Genomic DNA, 25,668 nt, shown 5'->3' with positions numbered 1-25,668 from the left:
TCACACGCACCATTCTACCGGAATCGGCCTTGTGGGGAAAGGCTACTCGAGGTTGGTGTGCTTGGCCAGCATGCTCTCGGGCGACGCGCCGCGCCGCTCCTGGAGGAGGAGCACCACGGCGTCCAGGAAGAGCAAGAGCGCCTGCTCGAAGAGGGTGGCGCCGAACTGCACCGAGGGCGCCTTGCGGGCGCCCTTGGCCGGCGCCGGCAGAATGACCTCGATATGGGCGTTGGCGCCCAGAGGTGTGCCGGGAGCCGCCACAACGGCGGCGATGGTGGCGCCCACGCGCTTGGAGAGTTCCGCACGATGGCAGGTGATCGGGGTCTCTCCCGAACCGGAGCAGGCCACGCACAGATCGCCCGCCTCGATGGCGGGGGTGATCGTCTCGCTGCAAACGTAGGCCGTCAGGCCCAGGTGCACCAGCCGCATGGCGAAGGTGCGTGCCACAAGGCCCGAGCGTCCCTCGCCGGCCACATAGATGCGCCTGGCCGACAGCACCGCCTCGAGCAGACGCTCGACGGCGGCGGGGCTCACATGGCTGAGCACACCGCTCACCTCGCGCAGAATCGTGTCCAGCGCTTCTCGAGTGTCCATCCTGGCCTCCTCGTATCCGCCACATAGTATAGCGTGCGGGGCGTGGCGCGACAAGCCGGGCAATTTCCCTCTCAGGCAGGCCGCGGCGTGACGCGGACGGTTCCCTCGCCGCCTGGTTCGCCGTCAATGGAGAGGAGGGCAGGGACGAAACGCTGGATGACTTGCGCATTGGTGAGGAGGTGGGAGGTGACGGCGGGGACGGGGAACTCCGAGGGGCCCGTAGCCAGCGCAAGCGGGAGGAGGAGTTGGTCGGCGCAATGAGCGTCCACGGCGCCCCGTGTGCGGAGGAAGGCGAGCAACTGGTCGCACGCCTCGTCGGCCACCGTCTCGGCGCGCTTGCCCAGCGCTCCGAGAGCGTCGGCCGCCGCCCGGCCGCCACCCTGGTAGGTCGAGAGCAGGAACAACGACGTGCCCTTCCCAGAGGACGGGGCTTCGGCCAGTTCGATGCCGGCGGCCAGGCCCTCGGCCTCCAGTCGGGCCAGAGCCTGCTGGCGCTGGCGTTCGGCCACCGAACGGGCCAGGCCGCTCGCGAGCGAGATGCCTTCCAGCCGCTCCAGCGCGCCGCGCGGACCGAGGACCAACGGGCGCACGCGGCCCGCCGGGAACACCTTCGCGCGGATGGCGCCGCCGCCTTCGGGGTAGTAACCCGCACGGGCCATCGTCAGCTCCACATCCAGCCCCAGGCGCCGCATCAGCACGGCCCACTGGTGCAGGAGGAAGTGGAAGCTCGGGCTGAAGGGCACGTGGGTGCCCCCGCTGATGGTGAGCACCGAACGCGCGCCCGCCAAGGCCAGCGGCAGGTACAGCGTGTGGAGCACGAGCGAGGTCGAGCCCGCGGACTTGATGACGAAGTCATAGGTGCCTGGCCGTACGGCGCCCGGCTCGAATCGGAGGGCACGCGAGCCGAGGGCCGCGCCCTCCGCGGCGGCCGAACTGATCTTCGCCGCGGCCTTCACACAGGCGAGGTGTTGCGGGCGCAGGCCGGGCTTCTGCCGCCTGGCCCGGATATTGACGATCTCGAACGGGCGGCCTGTGACCATGGACAGCGCCAGCGCCGTGCGCAGCATCTGCCCGCCGCTCTCGCCCTCCGAGCCGTCTATCCTGACCAATCCGTCCACGAACCGGCGCCTTTCTTGCGGGCCTCATGAGCGGCTGTTATAATACCGCGAAATGAGCGCCCAGGCAACGATCGAACCCGGCCGCGCAGTGTTCCTCGACCGCGATGGCGTCATCAACGAGCCGCCGCCGGCGGGGAGCTGGGTGTTCCGCTGGGACGACTTCCGTTTCGCGGACGGGGCGCTCGATGCCCTGCGGCGGCTGCGGGAGGCCGGCTTCGTCGTGGCCGTCATCACGAACCAGTCGTGCGTGGGGCGCGGGCTGGCTTCGCTGGCCGATATCGAGGGGATCAACCGCAGGATGGTCGAGGCGGTGGCCGCGGCGGGCGGCTCGATTGCGGGCGTCTACCTGTGCCCCCACACGAACGACGACGGCTGCCTCTGCCGCAAGCCGAGGCCCGGCCTCATAGACCAGGCGGCCCGCGAGCTCGGGGTGGCCCCGGAGCGGAGCTTCGTGGTCGGCGACTCGGAGCGCGATATCGAGGCGGGCCTTGCACGGGGCTGTAGGACGCTGCGCGTGGCCGGCCCGAACGCTGAGCTGCCGGCGGAGACCCGCGCTCACCATGTCGTGCGCGATCTCGCCGAGGCGGTACAACTGATCCTCGACCTTGTCCACGGGGGAGAGAGGGAGCCGGTGCCATGAGGGCGAAGACGAGAGACGCGGCCTGCCTCCTGGCTTGTCTTGCCGCAGCAACCGCGCTGGTCGGGTGCAGCGAGGAGAACCGCCCACGCCGCATCCGCCTGAGCCTGATCCTGGGCGACAACTCCGAGTGGTTCCAGGGCGCGCTCCGGTGGCGGCAGCTCGTTGAAGAACGCACGAGCGGCCGCTACCGCGTGGATATCATCCCCAACGCCACCCGCTCCGGCCGCAACCAGTCCACCGAACTCCAGATGGTGCAGCAAGGCCAGCTCGAGGCGTCGCTCGAATCCACGATCCTGCTCTCCACGGTGGACCCCCGCTGGGCCGTGTTCTGCTTCCCCTGGCTCTTCCCTGACCACGCCACCGCCGATGCCGTGTGCGATGGGCCGGTGGGGGAGGAGATGCTGGAACTGCTCAAGGATCGGAACCTCGTGGGCATCGCCTACGGGGCCAACGGCTTCCGCCAGATCACCAACAGCCTGCGGCCGATCCGCAAGGCCGAGGACCTCGCGGGACTGAAAATCCGAGTCCCCCAGGGTCTGCCCTCCGTGTTGTTCGAGCACTTTGGCGCGACCACGCACCAGATGAACTTCGGCGACCTGTTCCTGGCCCTCGACCGGGGCGATCTCCACGGACAGGAGAATCCCCTCTCGGTGATCTACACGGCGAAGCTGCACACCGTGCAGAAGCACGTGACGCTGTGGAATTACGTCTATGACCCGATCGTGCTGTGCATCAACCGGGATCTCTGGTACGCGCTTCCCGGCAACGACCAGAAGATTCTGCGGGAGTGTGCCCGCGAGGCCATGATCTACGAGCGGCGGCTGGTCGCGGAGGCGGACGAGAAGCTGCCGGCCGCCCTCGCGGCGGAAGGGATGGTGGTCACGCGACTCAGCGACGCCGAGAGAGAGGCGTTCAAGGCCAAGGCCCAGGAAGGGCTGCGAGGGCCATTCGAAAGCCTCGTCGGCGAAGAGCTCCTCGAGCGCTTCGAAGCCGCGGTGAAGAGCCAGGTCGAGGAATCGAAGCCCCGTGAAGATGAAGCTGCCAAGGAACGTTGAGGGGCTTCTCGCGGGCCTCCTCCTCGCCGCGGTCGCCGTTCTGCTCACCGTGCAGCTCATCCTGGCGCGCGTCCTGCCGGGTCTCGCGTCGCCCATCACGCCGATCGTTCTCGCGCTGTTCTTCTGGGCCACATTGCTGGGTGTGCCTGCCGCCACGCGCGCCGATGCGCACCTGAGCCTTGGCCTCGTGAGCCGGCTGGCATCGAGCCGATGGCGCCGGAGGCTCCAGGCGCTTGGGCTCGCGGCCGCGCTGGTGTTCTTCCTGGCTCTGGCCGTGGCGGGGGTCCAGGTGTGCTGGGGCCAGGTTCGGGGGCACAACCGCTCGCTGGTGACGTGGTGCCCGGACTGGGTGGTGACGCTGTGTGTGCCGCTCGCGGGCGCGCTGTCGTGTGTGCGCGCGATTCAGTGCTGGCGCGAGAGGCGCAGGGCATCGGGTCGGGAGGGCAGGGAAGGGGAGACCCCGCCGTCAAGCGGGGGAGGAAAGGGTTGAGCGCGTGCAGGCAGCCGTCGCAGCAACGCTCGTGGGGCTGTTCGTGATCCTGGCCCTCTTGGAGGTGCCGATCGCGTTCAGCCTCGGCCTTTCCGCTCTGGCCGCCATCCTGCTCTTCCTCCCGGGCCAGGGTCTGGCGATCTTCGCCCACCAGGTCGTCGGCTCGCTGATGCACGAATCGCTGATGGCGATCCCGCTATTCATTGCGGCCGGCCTGGCCTTCTCCAAGAGCGGGGTGGCGAGTCGGCTGGTGCGCCTGGCGCGCCTGGTGGTGGGCGGGCTGCCGGGCGGGCTGGGCGTAGTGGCCGTAGCCGTCTCGATGTTCTTCGCGGCCATGTCGGGTTCGGGGCCCGCCACGGTGGCGGCAATCGGGTCGCTGATGATCCCCGCGTTGGCCGAGAATGGTTACGACCGCGGCTTCGCTGCCGGCCTGCTGGCCGCAAGTGGAGGACTCGGCATCATCATCCCGCCGTCCATCGCTATGGTCATCTATGGCCTGCTGGCCGAGGAAAACGTGCTTCACCTGTTCATCGCGGGGGTGCTGCCGGGCGTCGTGGTGGGGGCGGCGCTGATCGGCTACACGGTGTGGGCCTCGTGGCGTCGAGGCTACGGCTCGGCCGCCGAGCGGGCCGTGCGGGGCGAGTTGCTTCGCGCCCTGGTGGCGGCCCTGCCTGGGCTGGCGGCGCCAGTGGTGATCCTGGTGTGCATCTATGGAGGCTTCTCCAGCCCGACCCGGGTTGCGGCAGTGGCCGTGGCGTACGCGGTGGCCGTGGACGTGGTGTTCTACCGCGACCTCGGCCTGCGTGCGCTGATCGGGGTGTTCCGGGAAGCGGCGATCGTGTCTTCCCAGGTGCTGGTCATCGTCGCAGCGGCGTCGCTGTTCGCCTGGGTGCTGGAGGATCAGGGGATCACTACGGCGGCGGTGAGCTGGCTGAGCCGCCTGCCGGTGCCGCGATGGGCCATGTTGCTGATGATCAACGCCGCGGTGCTGGCCGCGGGCTGCGTGGCCGACGCGATCTCGATCTACTACATCTTCGTGCCCATCCTGCTTCCTGTGGTGAAGCATCTGGGGGTACCGCCGCTGCACTTCGGGGTGATTCTGGCGGTGAACCTGGCCATCGGGCAAGTGACGCCGCCGGTGGGGGTCAACCTGTTCGTGGCCTGCGGGGTGGCCCGGCTGCCGCTGGAGCGGGTCGCGCGCGCGGCGATGCCGTTCATTCTGGCCGAGGTGGCGGCACTGATGGTGATCGTCTTCTGCCCGGCGCTCTCAGAGATTCTGCTGCGGCTCTTTCCCGGCGGCATCCGCGGCTGAAGGTTGCGCCGCAACGCCATCCACAACGCGCGTGAGGGCAGCCAGGAGGGCGGCCACGCCCTCGCCCGTGGCGGCGGAAATGGCGTGCACCTCCACGGGCAGGGCCGAGCGGAGTTCCTCGACGGCTGCGCGGCCGTCCGGAAGGTCAATCTTGTTGACCGCGACCAGGTGTGGCCGCTCGGCCAGGGCATGGCCGTAGAGGCCAAGCTCGGTGCGCAGCGTGCGGTAGGCTTGCAGGGGAGGGGTGCCGTCCACGCCCGCGGCGTCCAGGATGAGCAGGAGGACCCGCGTGCGCTCGATGTGGCGGAGGAACTCGGTGCCGAGGCCATGCCCCTGATGGGCGCCTTCGATGAGGCCGGGGATGTCGGCGATCACGAGCCGCCGGTAGCCTCCGACGTCCGCGATGCCCAGGCAGGGATAGCGGGTGGTGAAGGGGTAGTTGGCCACCTTGGGGCGCGCGTTCGACACGCGGGAGATGAGGGTAGACTTGCCCGCGTTGGGCAGGCCGACGAGGCCCACGTCGGCGAGCAGCTTGAGCTCGAGCCGGAGCTTGCGCTCCTGGCCGGGTTCGCCGCGTTCGGCCTGGCGCGGGGCGCGGTCCGTAGCGGTGGCGAAATGGCGGTTGCCACGCCCGCCCTTGCCGCCGGCGGCCACGATGATGCGCGCGCCCGGCTGGTCGAGGTCGCGCAAGAGCAGCCCCGTGTCGGCATCGTAGACAAGGGTGCCGACGGGCACGCGGACCTCGACCGGCTCGCCGCTGGCGCCCGTCTTGTTCGCGCCGCTGCCGTGGCGGCCGTTGCTCGCGGCGATGCGATGGTGGAACGTGAACTCGTAGAGCGTGTCCACGGCGGGGTCCGCGACGAGGCTCACGTCCCCTCCGCGACCGCCGTCGCCGCCGTCGGGTCCGCCGCGCGGCACGTACTTCTCGCGGCGGAAGCTCACGCAGCCGTGGCCGCCGTCGCCGCCCTTCACCTGGATGAATGCCTCGTCGAGGAACATGACGGCGGCATGCCCCCAGGGCTCAGACGGGCAGGATATTGACGCGGCGGCCCGCGCCGAACTCCACGCGCCCGGCGGCCTTGGCGAAGAGGGTGTCATCCCTTCCGCGGCCGACGTTGGCGCCTGGCTTGAAGTGGGTGCCGCACTGGCGGACGATGATGGTGCCGGCATCCACGAGCTGGCCCCCGAAGCGCTTCACGCCCCGGTTCTGCGGATTGCTGTCGCGCCCGTTCCTGGACGAGCCTTGTCCCTTCTTGTGCGCCATGGAGGAATCTCCTTCCGTTCAGTTGGCCACGATGCGTTCGATGGCCACGCGGGTAATGGCCTGGCGATGGCCCTGCTTGCGGTGGTAGCCGGTTCGGCGGCGGAACTTGCCGACGATGATCTTCGCGCCCCGCTCCTGGGCCACCACGGTGCCCACCACACGCACGCCGGCCACGGTGGGCGCCCCGCAGCGCACGTCCTCGCCGTTGCTGTAGAAGAGCACGCGGTCGAACTCGACCGGCTCCCCGGCGTGGTCGGGCAGGGATTCGACCTCGATGGTCTCGCCGGGCGACACCTTGTACTGTTTGCCGCCGGTCTCAATCACAGCGTACACGATGGCGTCTCCTTGACTCAGAGGGTTGCCTTCTTGCCGTCCCTGAGATGGCAAACGACTTGGACCTGGCCGGGCCGGAAGTCCGGCCTGCCGGTGATGCGAAGCGTGGCGTGAGCCTGCTCTTCCAGGCGGGCCAGCTCGCGGCGCTTGGTGTTCGCGATCTGCTCCGCCACGCTCGGGTGGCTGGCGATCTCCACGCTCTCGACGTCCTTCTTCGACAGGGCGAGGCGGATCTGGCGCATGACGTGGGGCACCATGCTCTGGAGGCTGCGGACCAGGCCCGAGCCGGCGCACGTGGGGCAGCGGTCGTAGAGGGCCATCTTGGTGCCCTGGCGCACCCGCTGCCGGGTGATCTGCATGAGGCCGAACCGCGACATGCGGAGCACGCGGCTGCGGGCGCGGTCGCGCTTGAGTTCGTTCGCCATGGTCTTCTCGACCTCGCGGCGGTGCTTTTCGAGGCGCAGGTCAATGAAGTCGATCACGATCACCCCGCCCATGTCGCGCAGGCGAAGCTGGCGGGCCGCCTCGCGGGCCGCCTCGAGGTTTGTGCGGAACGCGGTCTCCTCCACGTCCGCCTCGTTCGTGTAGCGGCCGGAGTTGACGTCAATGGCCACCAGGGCCTCGGTCTGGTCAATAACAATGGAGCCGCCGCTCTTGAGGGCCACCACGTTGTCGAAGGTCTTCTGGAGTTCCGGCTCGATGCGATAGTGGTCGAAGATGGGCGCAGCGCCGCGGTAGAGCTTGACCAGGTTGCGGTGGCTGGGCGAGGCCACGCGCAGGAACTCGGCCACCTGGCGGCACACGTCTTCGGAGTCGATCACAATCTCCGAGATGTCGGTTGCGAAGAGGTCGCGCATGCAGCGCAGCACGATGTCGCTCTCCTGGTACACCAGCTTGGGCACGGGGCCCGTGCGGGTCTGCTCTTCGACGGCCGACCACAGGCGCTGGAGGTACTGGAGGTCGCGCTGGAGGTCGGCCTTGCGCGCGTTCGCGCCTGCCGTGCGCACGATGAAGCCCATGTTGGCTGGGAGCGGCAGCTCGTCGAGCAGCTTGCGCAGGCGCTCGCGCTCGGCCTCGTCGGTGATCTTGCGCGAGACGCCGTGGTGCACGACGCCCGGCATCATCACCAGCGAGCGGCCGGGGATGCTCAGGTAGGTCGTGACGCTCGGCCCTTTGTTGCCGATGGCCTCCTTGATGACCTGGACCACCACCTCCTGGCCCTTCTGGAGCAGGTTCTGGATCGGCGTGTCGTCCTTGCGGCGCTTGGGGGTCGGGCTGTCGGTCGGCAGCCAGTTGTCGGCGCTGCCCCCTTTGACGTCCGAGACGTGCAGGAAGGCGTTCTTCGGGAGCCCGATATCCACAAACGCGGCCTGGATGCTTCGCTCGACGTTCGTCACGCGGCCCTTGTAGATGTTCCCCAGGCACTGCTCGCTGGCCGTGGGCTGGATGTAGAGTTCCTGGAGCACGTCGTCTTCCAGGACCGCGATCCGGCTCTCCTCCGGCTCGAGCGCGTTGATCACCATTCTGCGCTGCATGCCGCTCACCCTCTCAGGCACCGAGTCACGCCTGTGCCGCTCTGCGGCCCCGGCGGGCTGAGCATCAGGCTCACTCGCGTTCGTCGCAGTCGTATCCGTCGCAGTACCTCCGAGTCGTCTCCGAGCAGCGCCGCGAGGACCTCAGCGGCGCGTGGTGTGCCGCGGTCGCATGCCGCCACCTCGAATCGCAGCCGGCCCGCCTCCAGGTTCAGGGCGAGCAGGGCGGGCCGTACATCCCGCTCTTCGCCGTTCGCTCGCCGCACGGGCAGCGTCGCGCGGCTTCTCGCACTCTCGAGGTCGCCCGGCGTCAGCGGGCAGTCGGGCGGCAGTTCCGCCTCGTACTCCAACGACGCCACACGCGCCCGCGCCCCGTGGGGCACGGCGGCGGCGGAGCGCAACCGAACCCCGTTGGGCAGTTGCTCGCCCAGGCGCCGGAGCACATCGTCGGGCGACACCGTGGGCTCCAGCTCCACCTCCAGGGCCTCGTCGCAGGCCTCCAGCCCCAGGGGCAGGGCCGCCGCGATGCTCAGCTTCGGGTGCGGATTGAAGCCCTGGGTCATCCGCACCGGCAGACCCGCCCTGCGCAGCGCCCGCTCGAACAGCCGCATCAGGTCGCGATGGGACAGCCACCGTGCGTCCCCCTCCTTCGCGAATCGCACCAGCACTCGCAGCGCGTCCATCCGAGGTCCCTGAGTGTACCGTTATCTCGGCCTCTCCGCCTCCTGGCGGTGGCTTGGGCCAGGGGCTCACGAATCCGCAGGGAGCGCCTCCTCTCTGACGGCCTTGAGATAGGCCAGCGTGTCTTCGGGGTCTTCGAAGGTGAGCGCTCTGGCCGCCACCTGGCGCGCGTGCTCGTAGGTGACGGCGCGGACCAGTTCCTTGACCTGCGGCAACACGGCCGGGCTGACGCTGAACTCCCCGAGCCCGAGGCCCACGAGCAGGATGGCGTAGACGAGGTCGCCGGACATCTCGCCGCACATGGCCACGCGGGTACCGGTGCGGCGTCCGACCTCGATCACGTCGCGCACGATCCGCAGGATGGCCGGGTGGGCGGGCTGGTAGAGGGCGGAGACGCACTCGTTGCCCCGGTCCACGGCCAGCGTGTACTGCACGAGATCGTTGGTGCCGATGGAGAAGAAGTTGACCTCCTTGGCGAGGAGGTCGGCAATGCGCGCCGCGCCGGGCACCTCGATCATCATGCCCATCTCGATGCGCGGGTCGAACGGGATACCGGCCGCGTCGAGCTGGGCCATGGTCTCGCGGACGATGCTCTTGGCGAGGCGGATCTCGCGCAGGTCGGTGATCATCGGGAACAGGATGCTGGTACGCGAGCCGGCAGAGGCGCGCAGAATGGCGCGAAGCTGCGTGCGGAAGAGGTCCATCCGCTGGAAGCAGAGGCGAATGGAACGGCAGCCGAGAAAGGGGTTCTTCTCTGTCCACTGGCCGCCCGGCTCAAGCTTGTCGCCGCCCATGTCGAACGTGCGGATGGTGAGCGGGCGGTTGCCGAGCGCCTGCGCCACGCGGCGGTAGGCCTGGTAGTGCTCTTCCTCGGTGGGCGGCGAGCCCTTCTCGAAGAAGAGAAACTCCGTGCGGTAGAGGCCCACGCCCTCCGCCCCGCGCTGAAGGGCGATCTCGATCTCCTCGGGCGACTCGATGTTGGCGTACAGGCGCACGCGGTGGCCGTCGGGCGTCTCGGCGGGGAGTTGCCGGATCCGGGCCAGCCGCACCTCGTGCTCCTGGAGGTTGCGGGCCTTGGCATGGTAGGCGTCGAGGGTGCGGGCGTCGGGGTTGACCACAACGGTGCCGGTCGAGCCGTCCACCACCAGAAGGTCGCCGGCAACCACCTCGGCGGTAAGGGTCCCGAGGCCCACCACGGCGGGGATGCCGAGAGCGCGCGCGATGATGGCCGTGTGCGAGGTGCGGCCGCCGGCATCCGTGGCCAGGGCGACGACTTTGGACTTGTCGAGCGTGACGGTCTGGGACGGCGTGAGGTCATGGGCCACCACGATCACGTTGGTTTCCAGGCGCCCGATGTCTTCGCGCTTGGTGCCCTGGAGGTGGCGGTGGATGGCGTGCTCGATATCGTAGAGGTCGCGCACGCGATCCTTGAGGAAATCGGCGGCGAGCAGGATGCGTGCGTGCCTCTTGATGACTTTGGAGACGGCGAACTCCGCCGTGCATTGGGTGGCCTCGATGGTGTCGAGGACCTCCTTGTGGAGCTCGGGGTCGCGGAGCATGGAAATGTGGGCGTCGAAGATGCGCAGGTATTCGCCGCCGGCCTTCTCGGCGGCCATCTTCTGGATGGCCTGGGTCTCGGCGATGGCGGCCTGCACGCTGGCCTCGAACCGTGCGCGCTCGGCGGGCACTTCCTCGGCGGTGAGCTTGCGGTGCGAGACCGGGAACTCGCGGCTGTCGAGCACCAGGGCCTCGGCGATCGCCACCCCGGGCGATGCGGCGACGCCTTTCTTCTCGATCATGGCTCCGTTCACCTCTTCCCGAAGGCGCGGGCTACATTTCGTCGAAGCCGCGACGCACGAGGGCGACAAGGGCCTCGACCGCCTGTTGCGCGTCCTCGCCACAGGCGTGCACCGTCACCTTCGCCCCCTGCTCGGCCGCGAGCGTGAGCACCTGGATGGTGCTCTTCGCATTGGCGCTCGCATCGTCGCGGCGCAAAGTCACCTGGCTCTTGAAGGGCGCCGCTGTCTTCGCGATCAGCGTGGCAGGCCGGGCGTGGATCCCCTGCGGATTGGGGATTTCCACCTCCTGCTCAACGCACACCAGTGCCGCGGCATACGGCGCCTGCTCCGGTTCGGCCATGACGGTCACGCTCGGGGCTCTGGGGGCCTAACACTTGCCTGCTGGCTCCTCACCCGCCTCCTCATCTGCGTCGGGAGACGTGGGCGGTGGAACCTCCACACCATGTTCGCGCGGCCTGTGGTCGCGAATCCTGTCCTTGTGCTTGCGAAGCTGAGCTTCAGCCTTGTCGAAGGCCAGTTCGATGGCCTCCGCCAAGTTCTGCGTGGTCACCCGAGCGACCACCGGCGCACCGTGGCTCACGTTGGCCACCACCTCCACCAGCCGACGCTCCTTCTCCGCGTCCAGTGTCACGTGCACCGTGACTACGCCGTCGAAGATTCGCCGGATGTGCTGTGCCTTCTCGACCACACGCGCGCGGAGATCGTCGGGCAACTGCATATGGTGTGCAAACACCTGGATTGGCACGTAGCGCCTCCTGTGGAAGTACGCGCAGACTAGAAGCGTGAGCTGCCGGAACGCAGCCTGGGCAACTGCCGTAAAGCACTTTATTTTAGCCCACAGGGGCGTTCCGGTCAAAGTTTTTTTTCGCGGGCCACTTGACAGCATGGCCTTCAAGCCTAAGATCATAGGGCCAATGTGACAAGGGCCTGGCACTTCGGAAGAGAGCCTGCGCGTGCACTACCCGCCATTTGACGAATTCCAGCGGCTCGCCCAGACCGCCAACGTGGTCCCCGTCTATCGCCAGCTTCTCGCGGATACGCTGACCCCGGTCTCGGCGTTCCAGAAGCTCGGGGTCGCCGGGCACGGCTTCCTCCTCGAGAGCGTCACCGGCGGCGAGCGCATCGGGCGCTACTCGTTCCTCGGCGCCGAGCCGCGCGCCATCATCCGCGCCACGCGCAACCTTGTGGAGGTCATCCGCGGGGCCGAAGTCGCGCGCAACGAATCGAGCGACCCGTTGCGCGACATCGAGAGCCTGTTGGCTCAGAGCCGGCCCGCACGGGTCCAGGGGCTGGACTGTTTCGCCGGCGGCGTCGTGGGCTATTTGGCTTACGATGTGGTGCGCTACGTGGAGCACTTGCCCAACGCTCCGCCGGACGACCGAGGCCTCCCCGACTACTGCCTGATGGCCTGCGACACCCTGGTGGTGTTCGACCACGTCTTCAAGACCATCAAGGTGGTGAGCAACGCCCGTCTCGGCGGGCGCTCGGCGCGGCAAGCCTACGACGAGGCGGTCGCCGCCGTGGACGCCGTGGTGGAGCGCCTGCGCACCCCGGTGATGACCCTCACCGACGACATCCGCCCGGTGGGCGACATCACGCTCCGATACCGATCGAACATCTCGCAGGCCGACTACGAGGATGTGGTCCTCCGCTGCAAGGAGTACATCAAGGCCGGCGACATCATTCAGGTGGTCCCCTCCCAGCGGCTCGAGGTCGAGACACACGCCGACCCGTTCGACGTGTACCGGGCGCTGAGAGTCGTAAACCCCTCCCCGTATATGTTCTACCTGAAGCTGGACGATGTCACGCTGGTGGGCGCTTCGCCCGAGGTCATGGTCAAGCTCGAGGGCGACAAGATCACCGTGCGCCCCATCGCCGGAACGCGGCGCCGCGGAGCAACGCCGGAAGAGGATGACGCGCTGGCCGAGGAACTCCTCCGCGACCCCAAGGAGCGCGCCGAGCACGTGATGCTCCTCGACCTCGGCCGCAACGACGTGGGCCGCGTCTCCCGATACGGCACGGTCCGCGTCACCGAGGAGATGGTGATCGAGCGCTACTCGCACGTCATGCACATCACGTCAAATGTCGAGGGGCGGCTCGACCGCGAGCGCCACAGCCCGTTCGACGTGCTGCGGGCGTGCATGCCCGCGGGCACGGTGTCCGGCGCGCCGAAGGTGCGGGCGATGCAGATCATTGACGAAATGGAGCGCACCCGCCGCGGCCCGTACGCCGGCGCGGTGGGCGCCATGGACTACTTCGGCAATATCAACACCTGCATCACGCTGCGCACCCTCGTCTTCCATGCCGGCAAAGCCTACGTGCAGGCGGGCGGCGGCGTCGTGGCCGACTCAGTGCCCGCCCTTGAGTATGAGGAAACCATCAACAAGGCCCGAGCGCTGCTCCGCGCCATCGAGGTGGCGGAGCGCCAGATGCCTAAGGCGACGGGCACATGAGCCCGCCGCCGGCGCTCACTGCGCCTGCAACTGCTCATAGAGCCCCGTCATCCGCCTCAGGAACTCCTCCTCCGTGAACTCCGACGCCACCCGCTCCCTGGCAGCGCGTCCCAGAGACTGACGCAGCAATGGGTCGGCGAGGGCCCGGCGCGCACAGGCCACCAGCGCCGACACGTCGCCAACGGGGACCAGGAAGCCGGTTCGGCCATGCTCCAGCACGTCGTGGTTGCCCGTGACATCGGAGGCCACGACAGCCACCTGCTGAGCCATCGCCTCGAGAAGAGAGTAGGGGAGCCCCTCGTAGCGCGAGGGCAGGAGAACGACATCGAACGCCGCCACGAGCTCTGGGGCATCGGGCCTGTAGCCAAGCACCTCGACGGGCAGTTCGCGTGACCAGCAGACGCGCGCCTTCGCCGCAATGGCGCCCGTGGCCACGCCCCATGCCTCGGGCGAGATCGCCGGACGCAGCGCCCGCAGGTACCGCAGATCGTCAGCCCCTCCCGCCAGAAACAGCCGCATGCCCTGGAACTCGCGGCTGAGCGCACCAGCCGCCGCCAGGAACGCCTGCACGTCCTTCTGCGGCGAGATGCGCCCGACGAATCCCACCGCGAGGTCCGAGCTGCCCAATCCCAGCTCAGAACGGTGCCTGCGCCGCGTCTCAGCGGGGTCCGCCGCCGGCAGTCGGATGCCGTTCGGCACCACGGCCAGTTGGGTGCGGGCGCCGAGCCCCGCCTGCTCCGCAATCGCGCGCTGGCTCGCCGACACCAAGACAATCCGATGCGCCCACCCGCTGGCGATGCGCTCCAGAAGCCGGTACAGAGGGGCGAGGCGGGTATCGCGCCGCTCGAACGGGAAGGTGTGGGGCGTGTGGACAATCGCTGGCACGCCGGCGCGCCGGGCCGCCAGGCGCCCCAGGAAGCCCGCCTTAGACGCGTGAGTGTGAACGATGTCGAACCGCTCCGTCCGCATCAGGCGGCTGAGGGCACGGAGCGCGGCCAGATCCGCCAGTGGGGCAGGGCGCCGGAGCATGCGGATGGGAACCGTTCGAATCCCCGCCGCGTTCAGCCCGGCCAGTTCGCGCTCCACGCCGCGGTCGCGTTCCAGCGAACACGCCAGGTGCACCTCGAAGCGCGACTGGTCGAGGCCCCGCACGAGCTGGTAGACGTGTTTGCGCGCGCCGCCCACGTTAGCCTCGAGAACCTGAAGCAGCCTTATCCGAGCCATTCGGGTGCCTCGCCGGCTGGAACGCGCAAGGTCGGGCCGTCCTGCTGCAACACAAATGAATGGTACCACAAGGATGCTGGTGCAGCAAGGCCAGGCCCCGGACGCCTGGTTCCTGTGGATCGGCGCGGGAGGCTGCCCGGGCAGAGCGCCGCGCGGCCAGGCCGGGCCGCAAGGATGGCCGGGAAGGGTCCCGCTTTACGGGTAATTGGCACGGAAGCCGTGCGAGCCGCCCATAGGCGCGGCAAGCCAGCGCGCTCGCCATGGCCTCGTAAGATATTCCAAGATAAACACTTAAGCCATCTACCGCTAATTCCGTCCGAGGCGGGCACTGGATTTGCTGAGACCGAGATCCAGAGCTAGCGGCTCATTGACTTGTAGGCAATGGCACTCGGGCGACAGGACTAGCCGGCAGCCACTCAGGGAATGGTGGCATCGGCTACGTATCTGGGTTGGCACCGCCGCCTTGCAATCCCAGTGATCTGGGGTATAATACAAGTGGATGAGCCAGCGGTGGTTTGATTGTATCACGCATGTGGTACTCAAGCGGCGGGACCTCACGTGGCGGGACGACGGGCGGCACGACAAGGCGGCAGCCAGGCAAGTCACAAGTCTTGTGGCTGCCTCCACTTCCCCTACATAGTCTCGGTCTTTGCTTCCTTCAGGTGCCCTCTGGTGCTGAAAGGAGACTTCGCATGGTGAAGCGGCGGGGTCGTGGCTTCGTGATCATCGAGGTGGTCACGGTAATCACCATCATCGCGGTGCTGCTGAGCCTCGGCTACAGCGTCTACAAGGGCGCGAGGCTGTCCGCACGGGTTGTGGTGGCGAGCAACAACCTCAAGCAGGTGGGCATGGCGCTCGAACTCTTCAACAAGAAGTACGAGTGCTATCCGCCCGAAGGCGCCAACCTTGCCACCATGCTCGCCCCGTTTGTGCAGAATCCAGAGGTCTTCAACAACCCGCTGGCGGACGAGCCGACCCCCGGCAAGACCCTGAGCGAACTCTACGTAGAACCCTACGATGAGGAGGCCGACCGACCGGGTTCCTATCTCACAGCCTTTGTGACCGAGGACGGCACGACCGCCGTCGTCCTGAAGACGGGCAACATTGTGGAGCGGGTAGACAACCTGTCGCTGCCCAGCGATCCGGACAGCATCGTCGCGATTCTGTCGGGGACGCCGCCCAGCGCGGAGCCGAGCACGCCGCTTCCAACAACCACCGAGCCCAGCACACCGCCTCCGACACCCACGGAGCCCAGCACGCCGCCCCCGACGACCACTGAACCCAGCACGTCGCCCCCGACGAGCCCCGACAGCACGGGCGGCTCTGGAACGGGCGGCACGAGCACGGGTGGGGGCACCAGTACGCCTCCTGCCACCACCACGCCTGAGGGCACGGTGGGCGGGTCAATCAATCTGAATCCCAACAACAACGACGACTTCGAGTTCGAGCTTCGCTTCAACCTGATCGGGGGCGGTGAACTCATCGTCGTGACGCGCGACAACCTGCACGACGGCTCCGCCGCGGCGAATGGCTATCTCGGCGTGCCCCTGAGCGCCTCCTACATTCTCCTGAAGCCCAAGGGGAACGGCAACCAGAACTCTCTGACCTACACAGGCACATTCGAAGGCAAGACCTACAACAACGAGACGCTGCGCCTCGAGAACAAGAACCGCTACATCCTGACGACGAAGGACGGCGGCACGATGGTGGTCACGCTCTACAACACGAAGTCCAGCCGGGGCAGGGCGATGGGCAAGTGGTGGATCGACATCAACGCCGTCGGGGCGAAGATCCAGATCTGCAAGTGCAACCAGACGCCCTGTGTGTGCAAGCCAGAGTAGTAGGGCCACCAAGCCGGTCCGCTTGACATCACGCGGCGCTCGCCAACAAGGCGAGCGCCGCGTGTCTGTACCCAGCCGGTGCAGCCCAAGGCAGCGTGCGACAGGACCAGCGGGAGGGCCGTGGAGGCCCCGCGTGGCGGGTATTCTCGTTGGAGATCGGTGGCGACGCGTCTTTGCCGCTGCGTGGCCTTGCGCGGCGGAGCGTGCAGCAGGAGGTCTAAGCTGCGTTCCGCGTGGGTGTTAGAGTTTATCCCCGGAAATGCCTGTCTCGACTGGCACAAGAGTTGCTCGAGCTAGAAGACGTTGGCGGGGTCCCGATCCAGGGAATGCTTGGCAAGGAGGCCCGCCATGGTCAGGAGAGTGGGAGCTGGTCGCAGGGCATTCGTCGTCATCGAGCTCTTCGCGGTCATCGCTGTCATCGGCATACTGCTTTCGCTGGGGTTCAGCGTCTACAGGGGCGCGAGGCTTTCCGCACGGGTCGTGGTAGCGGCCAATAACCTCAAACAGGTGGGCATGGCGCTCGAACTGTTCAGCAGGAAGTACGAGTGCTACCCGCCGGAGGGCGCCAACCTGGCGACCTTCCTCGCTCCATTCGTCTCGAACGTTGATGTGTTCAGCAATCCGCTGGCGGAGGAGGCAACCCCGGGCGAGACCCTCAGCAAGCTTTATCTCGAGCCCTACGACAACGAAGCGGACGCCAGCGGCCACTACCTCACCGCTTTCGTGACTGAGGATGGCACGACCGCCGTCGTCCTGAAGACGGGCAGTATTGTGGAGCGGATAGACAATCTCGCGCTTCCCGAGGACCCGGCCACTGTCGTCGCGATCCTTTCTGGATCCCAGCCGGGCACCGATACCACGGCTCCAACCACATCGCCAACGACGCCTGGCGCCACCTCGGACACATCCACCAACACAGGGGATGCAACGGCCCCTACCGATGGCAGCACGGACGGTACCACCACGACGACGACCACCACCACCACCACCACGGGTGGAAGCACGGGTGGCACCACTTCCGGGGGCACCGTGACCTCCGATGGAACCATCGGCGGCTCGATCAACCTTAACCCCAACAATAACGACGACTTCGAGTTCGAGCTCCGTTTCAGTCTCATGACGGGCGGCGAGCTCATCATCGTGACCCGCGACGAACTGCACAACGGGTCGGCGCAGGCCAACGGCTACCTTGGCATCCCCCTGAGCGCGTCGTACATCCTGCTCAAACCCAAGGGCAATGGCAACCAGAACTCCCTCACTTACACGGGCGAATTCGAGAACAAGACCTATCTCAATGAGAGGCTGGTACTTGAGAACAAGAACCGCTACATCCTGACGACGAAGGACGGCGGCACGATGGTGGTCACACTCTACAACACCAAGTCCAGCCGGGGCAGGGCGATGGGCAAGTGGTGGATTGACATCAACGCCGTCGGAGCAAAGATCCAGATCTGCAAGTGCAACAACTCGCCTTGCACATGCCTCGCGAACGGGGAGTGAGGTTCCCAAGGCGGCCCATCGTGGTCTGCTTTCCTCGCGCACGCGCTGTCGGCCTTCAAGGCAGGCAGCGCGTGCGGCGTTTCATGCGTGAACCTGGGCAGCCGCTTGACATCAACCACATGGCGGCGATAATGGAGCCGGCATGTTCGATATTCCGCAGACATTGCAGTGGTCTCGGCGTAAGTATGGCAGAAGGCGTCATCATCAGGCTTGACACAGCCGCCTGCATCGTGCTGAGCGGGGGGAGCTCTGTGCGATGCTCGCTGCCCGGCAAGTGGCGGCTGCGCAAAGGTGCCCAGACACGCCCCATCGCCGTCGGGGATCGGGTACGCTTTTCTCTTCTGCCGTCTGGCGAGGGGGTGGTCGAGGGGGTCGAGCCTCGGAAAGGCGGCAAACTGTCGCGCAAGGCCGCGGGGGAGCGCGAGGCGGAGCAGGTGGTGGCGGCGAACGTGGACCAGCTCGTCGTGGTCGCCTCGGTGGCTGAGCCTGAGCTGAATCGCCGTCTGCTCGACCGTCTCGTGGTCTCCGGCGAGCACGGCGGCCTCGATGTCGCCGTGTGCCTCAACAAGATCGATCTGGCCGATGCCGCGGCCTATGAGCCGGTGTTGGAGCTGTACCGCCGGCTTGGGTACCGCGCGCTGGCGACCAGCGCAGTGTCGGGTGTAGGCCTGGAGGACCTTCGGGCGGCGCTGAGGGACAAGACATCCGTCTTCGCAGGGCAGTCGGGCGTGGGCAAGTCCGCCTTGCTGATGTCGGTGCAGCCTGGGCTCGACCTGCGCGTTGGCGACGTGAGCGCGTCAACAGGGAAAGGCAGGCACACCACCACCGCCGTGTCGCTGCTGCCGCTGGAGTTCGGCGGCTATGTGGTTGATACGCCGGGTATTCGGGAATTTGCCCTTTACAACATCGAGCGGGACGAGCTTCAGCACTGCTTCCCCGAGATGGCCGAGCGGTTCGGCCAGTGCCGCTTCGCTGACTGCTCGCACCGGCATGAGCCCGGCTGCGCCATTGCGGCCGCGGTGGAGAGCGGCGCGATTGACCCCGAGCGCTACGAAAGCTACTGCCGAATCTACGAGAGCCTGCCTGCACCCGACCCGGCCCGGAGGAGGCGATAACCGGCCATGTCGCCTGCCGACGTTCGCACCAGGGCCGTGATCTTCGACCTGGACGGGGTGCTGGTGGACAGCGAGGCCCTGCACGTCGAGGCCTGGCGCCGGGTGTTCGCGGCATGTGGGATCATCGTGAGCGACGAGGAGTACGCACACGGCGTGGGCATGGCGGACGGGGACTGGCTGGCATGGCTCTTCACGCGGCGTGGCCCGGCCCTCGATGTGCGCCGGTGCCTGGATGAGAAGCGTCGGGTGTTCGCTGGCATTCTCAAGGCAGATGTGCGGCCGTTCCCCGGGGTGGTCGAACTGGTCACACGCCTGCACCCCGAATGCCGCTTGGGGGTGGCATCGAACTCGCCTAGGCGGAGCATCGAGACGGCGCTTGCCGCGCTGAGGCTGCGCTCGCATTTCGATGCCGTCGCTGGCGCCGACGATGTGAAGCGCCATAAGCCTCACCCGGAAATCTACTTGCACGTTGCGGCGAGGCTCGCAATCGAGCCGGCTCGGTGCACGGTGATCGAGGATTCGGCCCTGGGCATCCAGGCCGCCAAGGCGGCGGGCATGCGGTGTATAGGAATCACGAACTCGTTGCCGGCTGAGCGGCTGGCCGCGGCGGACCTTACAGTAGCGAGTCTGGCGGATGCCGACAGCGTGCTGCGGTTCGTCCGGGCGGGATAAGGGGGGCCTTGAGGCTTGTCAGCGGCGTTTCGTGCAGACGAAGCCCGCCAACTCCTCCACATAGCGGGGCTCGAAGCCAACGTTCGCCAGCCGCTCCGAGATGCCGCTGTGGATGTCCTTGCCCTTGCGCCGAGAAAAGGGCTCGCCGACGTAGTGGTAGAGTTTCCCCGTGGCGGTCAGCACGCGGCTCAGCTCGAAGTAGAAATCGCGTCCGTAGAGCTCACCGGCCCGCGACACGTGGGGCGGATCGTGCACAATGGCATCGAACGACCCTGAAGGCTCCGCTGCGAGAAACCGCGTGACGTCCTCCGGGATCACGTCAATCCGCGCGTCGAAGAAGTACTCCTCGGACCAGGGATTGAGCCGCGCCATCTCCAGCACGTCGAGGTCGTGCTCGATGGAAACCACACGGTCGGCGCCCAGGCGGGCAGCCCAGATGGCCGTGTAGCCCAGGCCGCCGCAGGAGTCCAGCACACGGTCGCCCGGGCGGACGACGGTACGCACGATGGCCTCGGCCTGTGCGTAGGGGCAGCAGCCTTCGCTGCGATGCATCTTGATGCCGCTGATCTCCAGCGTGGGCGCCGAATCAGTGGCCATCAGCTTGTAGTAGAAGTTGCCGCGGCGCTCGACGGGGATCAGCTCGCCCCTCTCGACAAGGTAGACGCGCAAGCCCTTGCGGAGCACCGTGCGAAGCTTCTTGAGGGAGAGTTCGCTGCCATCGGGGAAGCGGACGCTCTCGGGCAGAAGATGCACGACGGACCTTGTGCGATTGAGGTCGAGAGAGACGGTGACCTTGGCTTCGTGCAGGCGGCGCGCCTTGAGAATGGCGCGCGCCAGGCCGGACGTCAGATAGGTCCGCTGGCTGGGTCCGAGCGCCGGTTCGCCCAGTTCGTAGCTGCTCATTACCCTCTCAGCGGCAGATCGAGGAGTCCCCGGGAGAGCGGGCGCCTGCCGCCCGCATTCGCACTGCGAGGCCAAGCGCCGCCCAACGTCGCTCGGCGTCACTACTATAGCAGCGCGGGGCGCGAATGTCAACGTCTTGCATCGTGCGCCCGCGATTGCTAGAATACTGTGCAATTCCGCGCAGCCGCTGGCCGTGCCGCGGACGCCCACACTAGGAGAGATGGCCTGTGGAGCTGAGACGATTCGAGGGGGCCTGGACGGCTCTGGTGACTCCGTTCACGCGGAGCGACAGGATCTCGTGGCCCGAGTTCGAGCGCCTGGTGGATTTCCAGGTGAGCCAGGGGATCACCGGCCTCGTGCCGACGGGCACGACCGGCGAATCGCCCACGCTCACGTGGGGCGAGCACAACAAAGTGATCGAGGCGACGCTGCGCCTGCGCGGCAGCCGGTGCTTCGTGCTGGCGGGAACGGGGTCCAACTCCACGGCCGAGGCCCTTCGCGGGTCCCACCACGCCCTGGAGGCGGGCGCCGAAGCCGTGCTGCTCGTGGACTGCTATTACAACGGCCCGTCGAGCCTGGAACTGCGCCGCGAGTACCACGGCGTCATCGCCGACGCCTGCCGCGGCGCGAAGGTCGTGCCTTACATCATCCCCGGCCGCAGCGGCACCGCGCTCGCACCCGAGGACCTGGCCCTCCTGGCCCTCGAACACCCGAACGTCCGGGCCGTCAAGGAGGCCACCGGCGACCTCGCGCGCATGGCGGCCACCCGCACCCTCGTCGGCGCCGACTTCGATATCCTCTCAGGCGACGACAACCTGACACCGGCCATGATGAGCGACCCTGCCATCCGCGCAAGCGGCGTCGTGTCGGTCGTCTCCAACGTCGCACCCGCGGCCGTCGAGCGCATGGCGCGCGCCCTCGCCCAGGGCAATCGCTCTGAGGGGGACCGGCTGGCCAATGCCCTCGAACCGCTCTTCGGCATCGTCACTGTCACCGTAGCCAGCGAGCGCACGATTGCGGGGCGCACGCTCACCGTTCGCGACAAGTTCCGCAACCCGCTTCCAATCAAGACCCTCATGCGCGGGCTCGGCATGATCCGCGCCGGCTGCCGCCGGCCGCTGGGACATATGACCCGCGCCGGTGTGGCCGTCGTCCGCGAGGCGGCGCGAGCCGTGTGGCGCGCCAATCCCGAGATCCTCGCACCCATCGAGACGGCCTTCGGTGTGTCGCTCGACCACCGTTTGAGCAACGACGAACTGTGGGCATCGCTGGCGTACCCCAACGACTGACACGGCTGGCGGAGCGCTCCGCCGCTGACTGCGACGCTCGAACCGCACCTAGCAGGGCAGGGGGCATCCGATTGAACGCACGTTTCAGCCACCTTGTGCTCGGCATCCTGGCGCTCGCTGCCGCGGCCTGCGACCCGCGCCCGCGCCGCCTCCTCACAGTGGCCACCGCCCACGCCGTCACCGAGGGCAGCAACACCCAGGTCGCGCTCACCATCACCAACTCCTACAGCGTCCCCATCATTCCGCTCTCCCTGGGCCTCTACGTCCGCCCCGACGCCGCGCAGTACCTCGTCCAACGACGCACCCTCGCTGAAGTCGAATACTACAAGCCTCTCCAGGCCACCGAAGTGCGCCACCTCCAGACGCTCGACCGCATCGAGGTGGACCACACCCGCGACGGCAACCAGTGGCGCCACGTCCCCGACTCGCGCTTTCTCCACCCTCGCATTCTGCTGCCTGGCCAGCAGCTTTCTCAGACCTTCACCATCCAGGCCCTCGCGTCCTATCGCAAGCTCCTCTACGCCGACCTCTACTACGTGCCCCTGACGCCCAGCCGCGAACAAAGCCGCCTCTTCGTGCGCACCAAGCCCGACGCCGTTCCCCCCGATGCCGAACGCTACACCGAAGTCTTCACCCGCCTCGGCGCCTCCGAACTGACCGACACCGACCCCCAACCCGAGCGGTATCTCCTGTATCGGCCGGCCCGCATCCACGACCAGCCGCCCATGCTGTTCACCCAGGCAGTCGCACTCGACGTGAAAGCGGAGGGCTTCACCTACGATCAGGCTGCCCGACGCGCCCGCCATGGAGCGCGCGCCATCGCTTATCTCCCTGCGGCTTCCACCTGGGCCTTCGAGTACACCGACGACGGCACCTGGCTCGTCACCTCCGACACTCTCACGAAGCTCAAAGGCCACTACGCCACCCTCATCGCCGACCTTGCCAGCCGCCAGGCAACCACACTCACACTCACCGCCCCCCGCGCCACCGATGACAAGCTTCTTCAGCACTTCGACGCCTCGGGCTTCAGCGACCCGAAGGCTGGCGGCCCCAACGCCGTTGCGACCATACCTGTTGACAGGCTTCCCACCGTGCTAGAGCAGGCCGAAGCCCTCGGCTACCGCATCGAGGCGACCACCTGGAGGCGGGCGGACTGAGAGCCCGGCCCGCCCGGTCTCGACCTCCCAATCCCGAGCCATGGCACCTGAGGGCGATTGCCCGGCGTATGCTGACGCAGGGCGTCCAACGACTACCGAAGACGTCTGATAATATATATTATGTTTTCTACGCTGCCCAGGAGCATTTCACAAGCCCTTGGACCCCCTCCGCCAATGTATACCTGGGGCTGTGGATCGCCGTGGAGTCGAGCAGCCCGCCCACTCAGCTCTTCATGGCACTCGGGCAGGCGTGTAGATCGGGGGAAGCGACCGCTTGTGCGCGGACCTCTGAATCATCCGGCGCACGCGGGCGACAACCTCAGGGGCGACCGCGACAGTCGCGTCGCCGTCCAGTGCGAGCAGGGCCGCGTCGAGTTGTTCATAGGTGAGGCCCATTTCGCCTTCATCCGTCTGCCCCGGCCAGAGTCCCGCCGTAGGCGGGCGCTCGATGACTGGCTTGGGAACGTCCAGCGCTGCCGCAAGCTCCCTGACTTGGCGCTTGAGGAGGCCGCCGATGGGCATGAGATCAACCCCGCCATCTCCGAACTTGGTGAAGTAGCCGATGGCAAGTTCGCTGCGGTTGCTGGCGCCGCAGACGAGGGCGTTGCGGCTGGCCGCCAGGTAGTAGAGCACGAGCATGCGGAGGCGGGGCTTGAGGTTCGCGCGCGTGAGGGCGGGCGCGTCGGGCAGCGCGGCGGCGAGCGTGAGGTAGGCGTTCGTGAGGTCAATCTCGGTCGTCTCGATGTCGAATCGGGCGGCGACGAGCCGCGCATCGTGCGCATCGCGCGGGTCGCTCTCACACGGCAAGATCGCGCCGAGCACTTTGCCAGGGAGAGCGCGCGCGGCGAGCGCACCGGCGACGGCGGAATCAATGCCGCCGCTCAGGCCGATGACGAGCCCATCGGCGCCGGCATCGGTAACGACCGAGCGAATCCATCGGACAATATCGTCGGCTAGAGACATGCTGGCTCCTGCGGCTCGGGGCTCATCCCGGTGAGAGATTCGCAACGAGGCGACGCGCTCCTTGTGCGTGCTGCACGAGACGGCTGCCAGGCTCCTCGCCTCCCCTCCCCTTGCAGGGTGACCCGCCCAGGGGGTATTATAGCCCGTGCCAGCGGATTCATCAACCAGCGGAGCGCCGGGGATGACTGACCAAGCCGCCGCCAGGAGCCATGGGGGTGACCCTCGCCGTGCGGCCAGGTGGGTGCTGGGCATCCTCACGATCGCGCTGAGCTTCGCCCTGGCGGTCACCAAGGTCTCGTCGTATGACACGTGGGTCCACCTCTCACTCGGGCGGTGGATGGCCGAGAACGGCCAGGTGCCGCGCGCCAACCTGCTGTCCTACACCCAGCCGGAGCGGGCGGCGATTGACCACCAGTGGCTGTTCCAGGCGGGCCTGTACGGCCTGTGGCGCATCGGGGGACTGGACGCGGCCACGCTGGTCAAGGCCGCCGTGGTGGCCGCCGCATTCGGCGTGGTGCTGGCCACCGCGCGGCGCAAAGGCTCGGACTTTGTGGTCGCCGCTGTCATCGTCCTGGTAGCGGCGGGGGCGGCGCGCTTCCGTTTCACGCTGCGTCCTCAAGTGGTCGGGCTGCTGCTGCTGGCCCTTTGTGCCTTCGTGCTGGAATGCTGGCGGGCCGGCGCGACGCGCGGTTTGCTCGCGCTCGTGCCGCTCCAGGTGGTCTGGGCGAACGTCCACGGGAGCGCGATCCTGGGCATTGGGCTGGCCGGTGGCTTCGCGGCGGGCGAAACGATTCGAGCGGCCCTGGCCCGGCGAATGGCGGATGTTTCGCCTGCACCCCGCGGCAGACACGAGCTGGCATGGCTCTGGGGCGTCGCGTTCGCGCTGGTGCCGCTCACGCTTCTGAATCCTGGCGGAGCCGAGATTCTGAGCCTGCCGTTCACGCACGCCGGCAAGCAGGTGGCCTCGGGTCTCAAAGAGTTGCTGCAAGACCGTGCGGCCGTGGCGTGGTCGGACCTCGGCACGCGGCACGCGTGCTTCGCGGTGCTGGGGGTGGCTACCCTGGGCTCTCTCGTGGCCTCGATCTCGCGCCGAGACGTCACGGAGGTCGGCCTCTGCCTCGGCGCCCTGGCGGCGGCCCTGTTCTCGGAGCGCTTCATTGACCTGTTCGCTGTCGCGGCCGCGCCGATCGCGGCACGCAGCCTGAGCACCCTGTTTCGCCGGCCCCTGAGCCGCATCGGGCGTCCGCTACTCTATGCGCTGGGGGTAGCGGCGTTGGCAGGCGTCGCGGTGATGGCAACCGCCGCCAGCGGAGCCGCCGTGCCGTTCGGCCTGGGAATCGCCGATGGTCGGTTCCCCGAGCATGAGCTCGCGTTCATCCAGGAGCACCACCCGGCCGGCAACCTCTTCAACGAGTTCGAGCACGGCGGCTACATCGCGTGGCGGACCCGCCGCCCCGTGTTCATTGACAGCCGTGGGATGCTTGCCTACGAGCCGCGGTTTTTCCGCTCCTACGTGGATGCCTGGGAGTCTCGCGAGACCTGGCGTGAGCTGATGGAGCGATGGCATGTCCGCGTGGCGCTGGTGGGACGGCGCTCGCTTCAGGCCATGTTCCGCGCCGACGATCGCTGGGAGCAGGTCTTCCAGGGGCCCGTGTGCGCCGTCTTCGTCCTGAAATGACGGCGCCGCTTGCCGGGCGCACACATACCTGTTAGTCTCTTCCGCGCGGCGATCG

25 protein-coding genes are annotated in these 25,668 nt (G+C 67.6%); 12 read left to right on the top strand and 13 right to left on the bottom strand.

Annotation, left to right across the window (positions count from 1 at the left end; translation table 11 throughout):
• Positions 1-42: 42 nt before the first annotated feature.
• Together PLE19_06700 and rtcA are read right to left on the bottom strand one after the other, a co-directional pair.
• On the bottom strand, positions 43-594 hold the full coding sequence (locus PLE19_06700; GenBank protein HPD14617.1) for an SIS domain-containing protein: 552 nt from the start codon (positions 592-594) through the stop codon (positions 43-45).
• A 71-nt stretch (positions 595-665) separates the two neighbouring features.
• Positions 666-1,712, bottom strand: coding sequence for an RNA 3'-terminal phosphate cyclase (gene rtcA, locus PLE19_06695; GenBank protein ID HPD14616.1), 1,047 nt, complete (start codon positions 1,710-1,712; stop codon positions 666-668).
• A gap of 52 nt (positions 1,713-1,764) precedes the next feature.
• On the opposite strand from rtcA, the gene PLE19_06690 reads away from it, so the two are divergent.
• The 4 genes from PLE19_06690 to PLE19_06675 are packed head-to-tail and all read left to right on the top strand — an operon-like array spanning position 1,765 to position 5,209.
• Positions 1,765-2,352, top strand: coding sequence for an HAD family hydrolase (locus PLE19_06690; protein HPD14615.1), 588 nt, complete (start codon positions 1,765-1,767; stop codon positions 2,350-2,352).
• The gene (locus PLE19_06685; GenBank protein HPD14614.1) at positions 2,349-3,407 is read left to right on the top strand and encodes a DctP family TRAP transporter solute-binding subunit; all 1,059 of its coding nucleotides are present in this window, start codon (positions 2,349-2,351) and stop codon (positions 3,405-3,407) included. Before PLE19_06690 ends, PLE19_06685 begins: the two co-directional genes overlap by 4 nt.
• Complete coding sequence (locus PLE19_06680; GenBank protein ID HPD14613.1) at positions 3,385-3,897, top strand: TRAP transporter small permease; 513 nt, start codon at positions 3,385-3,387, stop codon at positions 3,895-3,897. Before PLE19_06685 ends, PLE19_06680 begins: the two co-directional genes overlap by 23 nt.
• Before the next feature lie 4 nt (positions 3,898-3,901).
• Complete coding sequence (locus tag PLE19_06675) at positions 3,902-5,209, top strand: TRAP transporter large permease (GenBank protein ID HPD14612.1); 1,308 nt, start codon at positions 3,902-3,904, stop codon at positions 5,207-5,209.
• On the opposite strand, the gene obgE is transcribed toward PLE19_06675, so the two are convergent.
• The 8 genes from obgE to raiA all read right to left on the bottom strand — a co-directional run bounded on the left by obgE (position 5,165) and on the right by raiA (position 11,563).
• Positions 5,165-6,208: a GTPase ObgE gene (gene obgE, locus PLE19_06670; protein ID HPD14611.1), complete on the bottom strand. Its 1,044-nt coding sequence runs from the start codon at positions 6,206-6,208 to the stop codon at positions 5,165-5,167. The genes PLE19_06675 and obgE overlap by 45 nt on opposite strands.
• A gap of 22 nt (positions 6,209-6,230) precedes the next feature.
• Complete coding sequence (gene rpmA, locus PLE19_06665; GenBank protein ID HPD14610.1) at positions 6,231-6,473, bottom strand: 50S ribosomal protein L27; 243 nt, start codon at positions 6,471-6,473, stop codon at positions 6,231-6,233.
• 18 nt (positions 6,474-6,491) lie between these two features.
• Positions 6,492-6,806 carry a 50S ribosomal protein L21 gene (rplU, locus tag PLE19_06660; protein ID HPD14609.1) on the bottom strand — a complete coding sequence of 105 codons (315 nt, stop codon included), beginning with the start codon at positions 6,804-6,806 and terminating at the stop codon, positions 6,492-6,494.
• Positions 6,807-6,823: 17 nt separating this feature from the next.
• A complete protein-coding gene (locus tag PLE19_06655) occupies positions 6,824-8,362 on the bottom strand; it encodes an Rne/Rng family ribonuclease (GenBank protein ID HPD14608.1) in 1,539 nt (512 codons plus the stop codon).
• Complete coding sequence (locus PLE19_06650; GenBank protein HPD14607.1) at positions 8,347-9,021, bottom strand: TIGR03936 family radical SAM-associated protein; 675 nt, start codon at positions 9,019-9,021, stop codon at positions 8,347-8,349. The genes PLE19_06655 and PLE19_06650 overlap by 16 nt, the downstream gene beginning before the upstream one ends.
• A 66-nt stretch (positions 9,022-9,087) precedes the next feature.
• Positions 9,088-10,818: a phosphoenolpyruvate--protein phosphotransferase gene (gene ptsP / locus PLE19_06645; GenBank protein ID HPD14606.1), complete on the bottom strand. Its 1,731-nt coding sequence runs from the start codon at positions 10,816-10,818 to the stop codon at positions 9,088-9,090.
• A gap of 31 nt (positions 10,819-10,849) precedes the next feature.
• On the bottom strand, positions 10,850-11,158 hold the full coding sequence (locus PLE19_06640) for an HPr family phosphocarrier protein (GenBank protein ID HPD14605.1): 309 nt from the start codon (positions 11,156-11,158) through the stop codon (positions 10,850-10,852).
• A 27-nt stretch (positions 11,159-11,185) separates the two neighbouring features.
• Positions 11,186-11,563 (bottom strand): ribosome-associated translation inhibitor RaiA, encoded by a 378-nt coding sequence (raiA, locus tag PLE19_06635; protein ID HPD14604.1) that lies wholly within the window; start codon positions 11,561-11,563, stop codon positions 11,186-11,188.
• Between the two features lie 208 nt (positions 11,564-11,771).
• Between raiA and trpE the strand changes: the two genes are divergently transcribed.
• Entirely contained in the window at positions 11,772-13,271 is a 1,500-nt protein-coding gene (gene trpE, locus PLE19_06630) for an anthranilate synthase component I (protein ID HPD14603.1), read from the top strand.
• Positions 13,272-13,286: 15 nt separating this feature from the next.
• Here trpE and PLE19_06625 read toward each other — a convergent pair whose 3' ends face one another.
• Complete coding sequence (locus PLE19_06625; GenBank protein HPD14602.1) at positions 13,287-14,456, bottom strand: glycosyltransferase family 4 protein; 1,170 nt, start codon at positions 14,454-14,456, stop codon at positions 13,287-13,289.
• A 731-nt stretch (positions 14,457-15,187) separates the two neighbouring features.
• On the opposite strand from PLE19_06625, the gene PLE19_06620 reads away from it, so the two are divergent.
• The 4 genes from PLE19_06620 (at position 15,188) to PLE19_06605 (ending at position 19,623) form a co-directional block, all read left to right on the top strand.
• Positions 15,188-16,336, top strand: a complete 1,149-nt coding sequence (locus PLE19_06620; protein ID HPD14601.1) for a prepilin-type N-terminal cleavage/methylation domain-containing protein — start codon at positions 15,188-15,190, stop codon at positions 16,334-16,336.
• 348 nt (positions 16,337-16,684) lie between these two features.
• Positions 16,685-17,836, top strand: a complete 1,152-nt coding sequence (locus PLE19_06615) for a type II secretion system protein (protein ID HPD14600.1) — start codon at positions 16,685-16,687, stop codon at positions 17,834-17,836.
• Between the two features lie 251 nt (positions 17,837-18,087).
• Positions 18,088-18,951, top strand: coding sequence for a ribosome small subunit-dependent GTPase A (gene rsgA, locus PLE19_06610; GenBank protein ID HPD14599.1), 864 nt, complete (start codon positions 18,088-18,090; stop codon positions 18,949-18,951).
• A gap of 6 nt (positions 18,952-18,957) precedes the next feature.
• Entirely contained in the window at positions 18,958-19,623 is a 666-nt protein-coding gene (locus tag PLE19_06605; GenBank protein ID HPD14598.1) for an HAD family phosphatase, read from the top strand.
• Between the two features lie 18 nt (positions 19,624-19,641).
• On the opposite strand, the gene PLE19_06600 is transcribed toward PLE19_06605, so the two are convergent.
• Positions 19,642-20,526: an SAM-dependent methyltransferase gene (locus PLE19_06600; GenBank protein HPD14597.1), complete on the bottom strand. Its 885-nt coding sequence runs from the start codon at positions 20,524-20,526 to the stop codon at positions 19,642-19,644.
• 227 nt (positions 20,527-20,753) lie between these two features.
• Here PLE19_06600 and PLE19_06595 point away from each other — a divergent pair, with 227 nt between their 5' ends.
• Entirely contained in the window at positions 20,754-21,815 is a 1,062-nt protein-coding gene (locus tag PLE19_06595) for a dihydrodipicolinate synthase family protein (protein HPD14596.1), read from the top strand.
• A gap of 71 nt (positions 21,816-21,886) precedes the next feature.
• Positions 21,887-22,972 (top strand): hypothetical protein, encoded by a 1,086-nt coding sequence (locus tag PLE19_06590; protein ID HPD14595.1) that lies wholly within the window; start codon positions 21,887-21,889, stop codon positions 22,970-22,972.
• 231 nt (positions 22,973-23,203) lie between these two features.
• Here the strand turns inward: PLE19_06590 and PLE19_06585 are convergent, their stop codons facing one another.
• Complete coding sequence (locus PLE19_06585; GenBank protein HPD14594.1) at positions 23,204-23,935, bottom strand: NAD+ synthase; 732 nt, start codon at positions 23,933-23,935, stop codon at positions 23,204-23,206.
• A 181-nt stretch (positions 23,936-24,116) separates the two neighbouring features.
• On the opposite strand from PLE19_06585, the gene PLE19_06580 reads away from it, so the two are divergent.
• Positions 24,117-25,613: a hypothetical protein gene (locus PLE19_06580; GenBank protein ID HPD14593.1), complete on the top strand. Its 1,497-nt coding sequence runs from the start codon at positions 24,117-24,119 to the stop codon at positions 25,611-25,613.
• Positions 25,614-25,668 lie beyond the last annotated feature (55 nt).

The organism is Planctomycetota bacterium (assembly GCA_035384565.1).
Lineage (GTDB): Bacteria > Planctomycetota > PUPC01 > DSUN01 > DSUN01 > DAOOIT01.
This window is presented reverse-complemented; position numbering and strand designations above follow the sequence as displayed.

Coding starts and splice junctions, on each gene's coding strand:
- PLE19_06700 (HPD14617.1), bottom strand. CDS start 594: ATGGACACTCGAGAAGCGCTGGACACGATTCTGCGCGAGGTGAGCGGT.
- PLE19_06690 (HPD14615.1), top strand. CDS start 1,765: ATGAGCGCCCAGGCAACGATCGAACCCGGCCGCGCAGTGTTCCTCGAC.
- PLE19_06685 (HPD14614.1), top strand. CDS start 2,349: ATGAGGGCGAAGACGAGAGACGCGGCCTGCCTCCTGGCTTGTCTTGCC.
- PLE19_06680 (HPD14613.1), top strand. CDS start 3,385: ATGAAGCTGCCAAGGAACGTTGAGGGGCTTCTCGCGGGCCTCCTCCTC.
- obgE (HPD14611.1), bottom strand. CDS start 6,208: ATGTTCCTCGACGAGGCATTCATCCAGGTGAAGGGCGGCGACGGCGGC.
- rpmA (HPD14610.1), bottom strand. CDS start 6,473: ATGGCGCACAAGAAGGGACAAGGCTCGTCCAGGAACGGGCGCGACAGC.
- PLE19_06650 (HPD14607.1), bottom strand. CDS start 9,021: ATGGACGCGCTGCGAGTGCTGGTGCGATTCGCGAAGGAGGGGGACGCA.
- ptsP (HPD14606.1), bottom strand. CDS start 10,818: ATGATCGAGAAGAAAGGCGTCGCCGCATCGCCCGGGGTGGCGATCGCC.
- PLE19_06640 (HPD14605.1), bottom strand. CDS start 11,158: ATGGCCGAACCGGAGCAGGCGCCGTATGCCGCGGCACTGGTGTGCGTT.
- PLE19_06620 (HPD14601.1), top strand. CDS start 15,188: ATGGTGAAGCGGCGGGGTCGTGGCTTCGTGATCATCGAGGTGGTCACG.
- PLE19_06615 (HPD14600.1), top strand. CDS start 16,685: ATGGTCAGGAGAGTGGGAGCTGGTCGCAGGGCATTCGTCGTCATCGAG.
- PLE19_06605 (HPD14598.1), top strand. CDS start 18,958: ATGTCGCCTGCCGACGTTCGCACCAGGGCCGTGATCTTCGACCTGGAC.
- PLE19_06600 (HPD14597.1), bottom strand. CDS start 20,526: ATGAGCAGCTACGAACTGGGCGAACCGGCGCTCGGACCCAGCCAGCGG.
- PLE19_06585 (HPD14594.1), bottom strand. CDS start 23,935: ATGTCTCTAGCCGACGATATTGTCCGATGGATTCGCTCGGTCGTTACC.
- PLE19_06580 (HPD14593.1), top strand. CDS start 24,117: ATGACTGACCAAGCCGCCGCCAGGAGCCATGGGGGTGACCCTCGCCGT.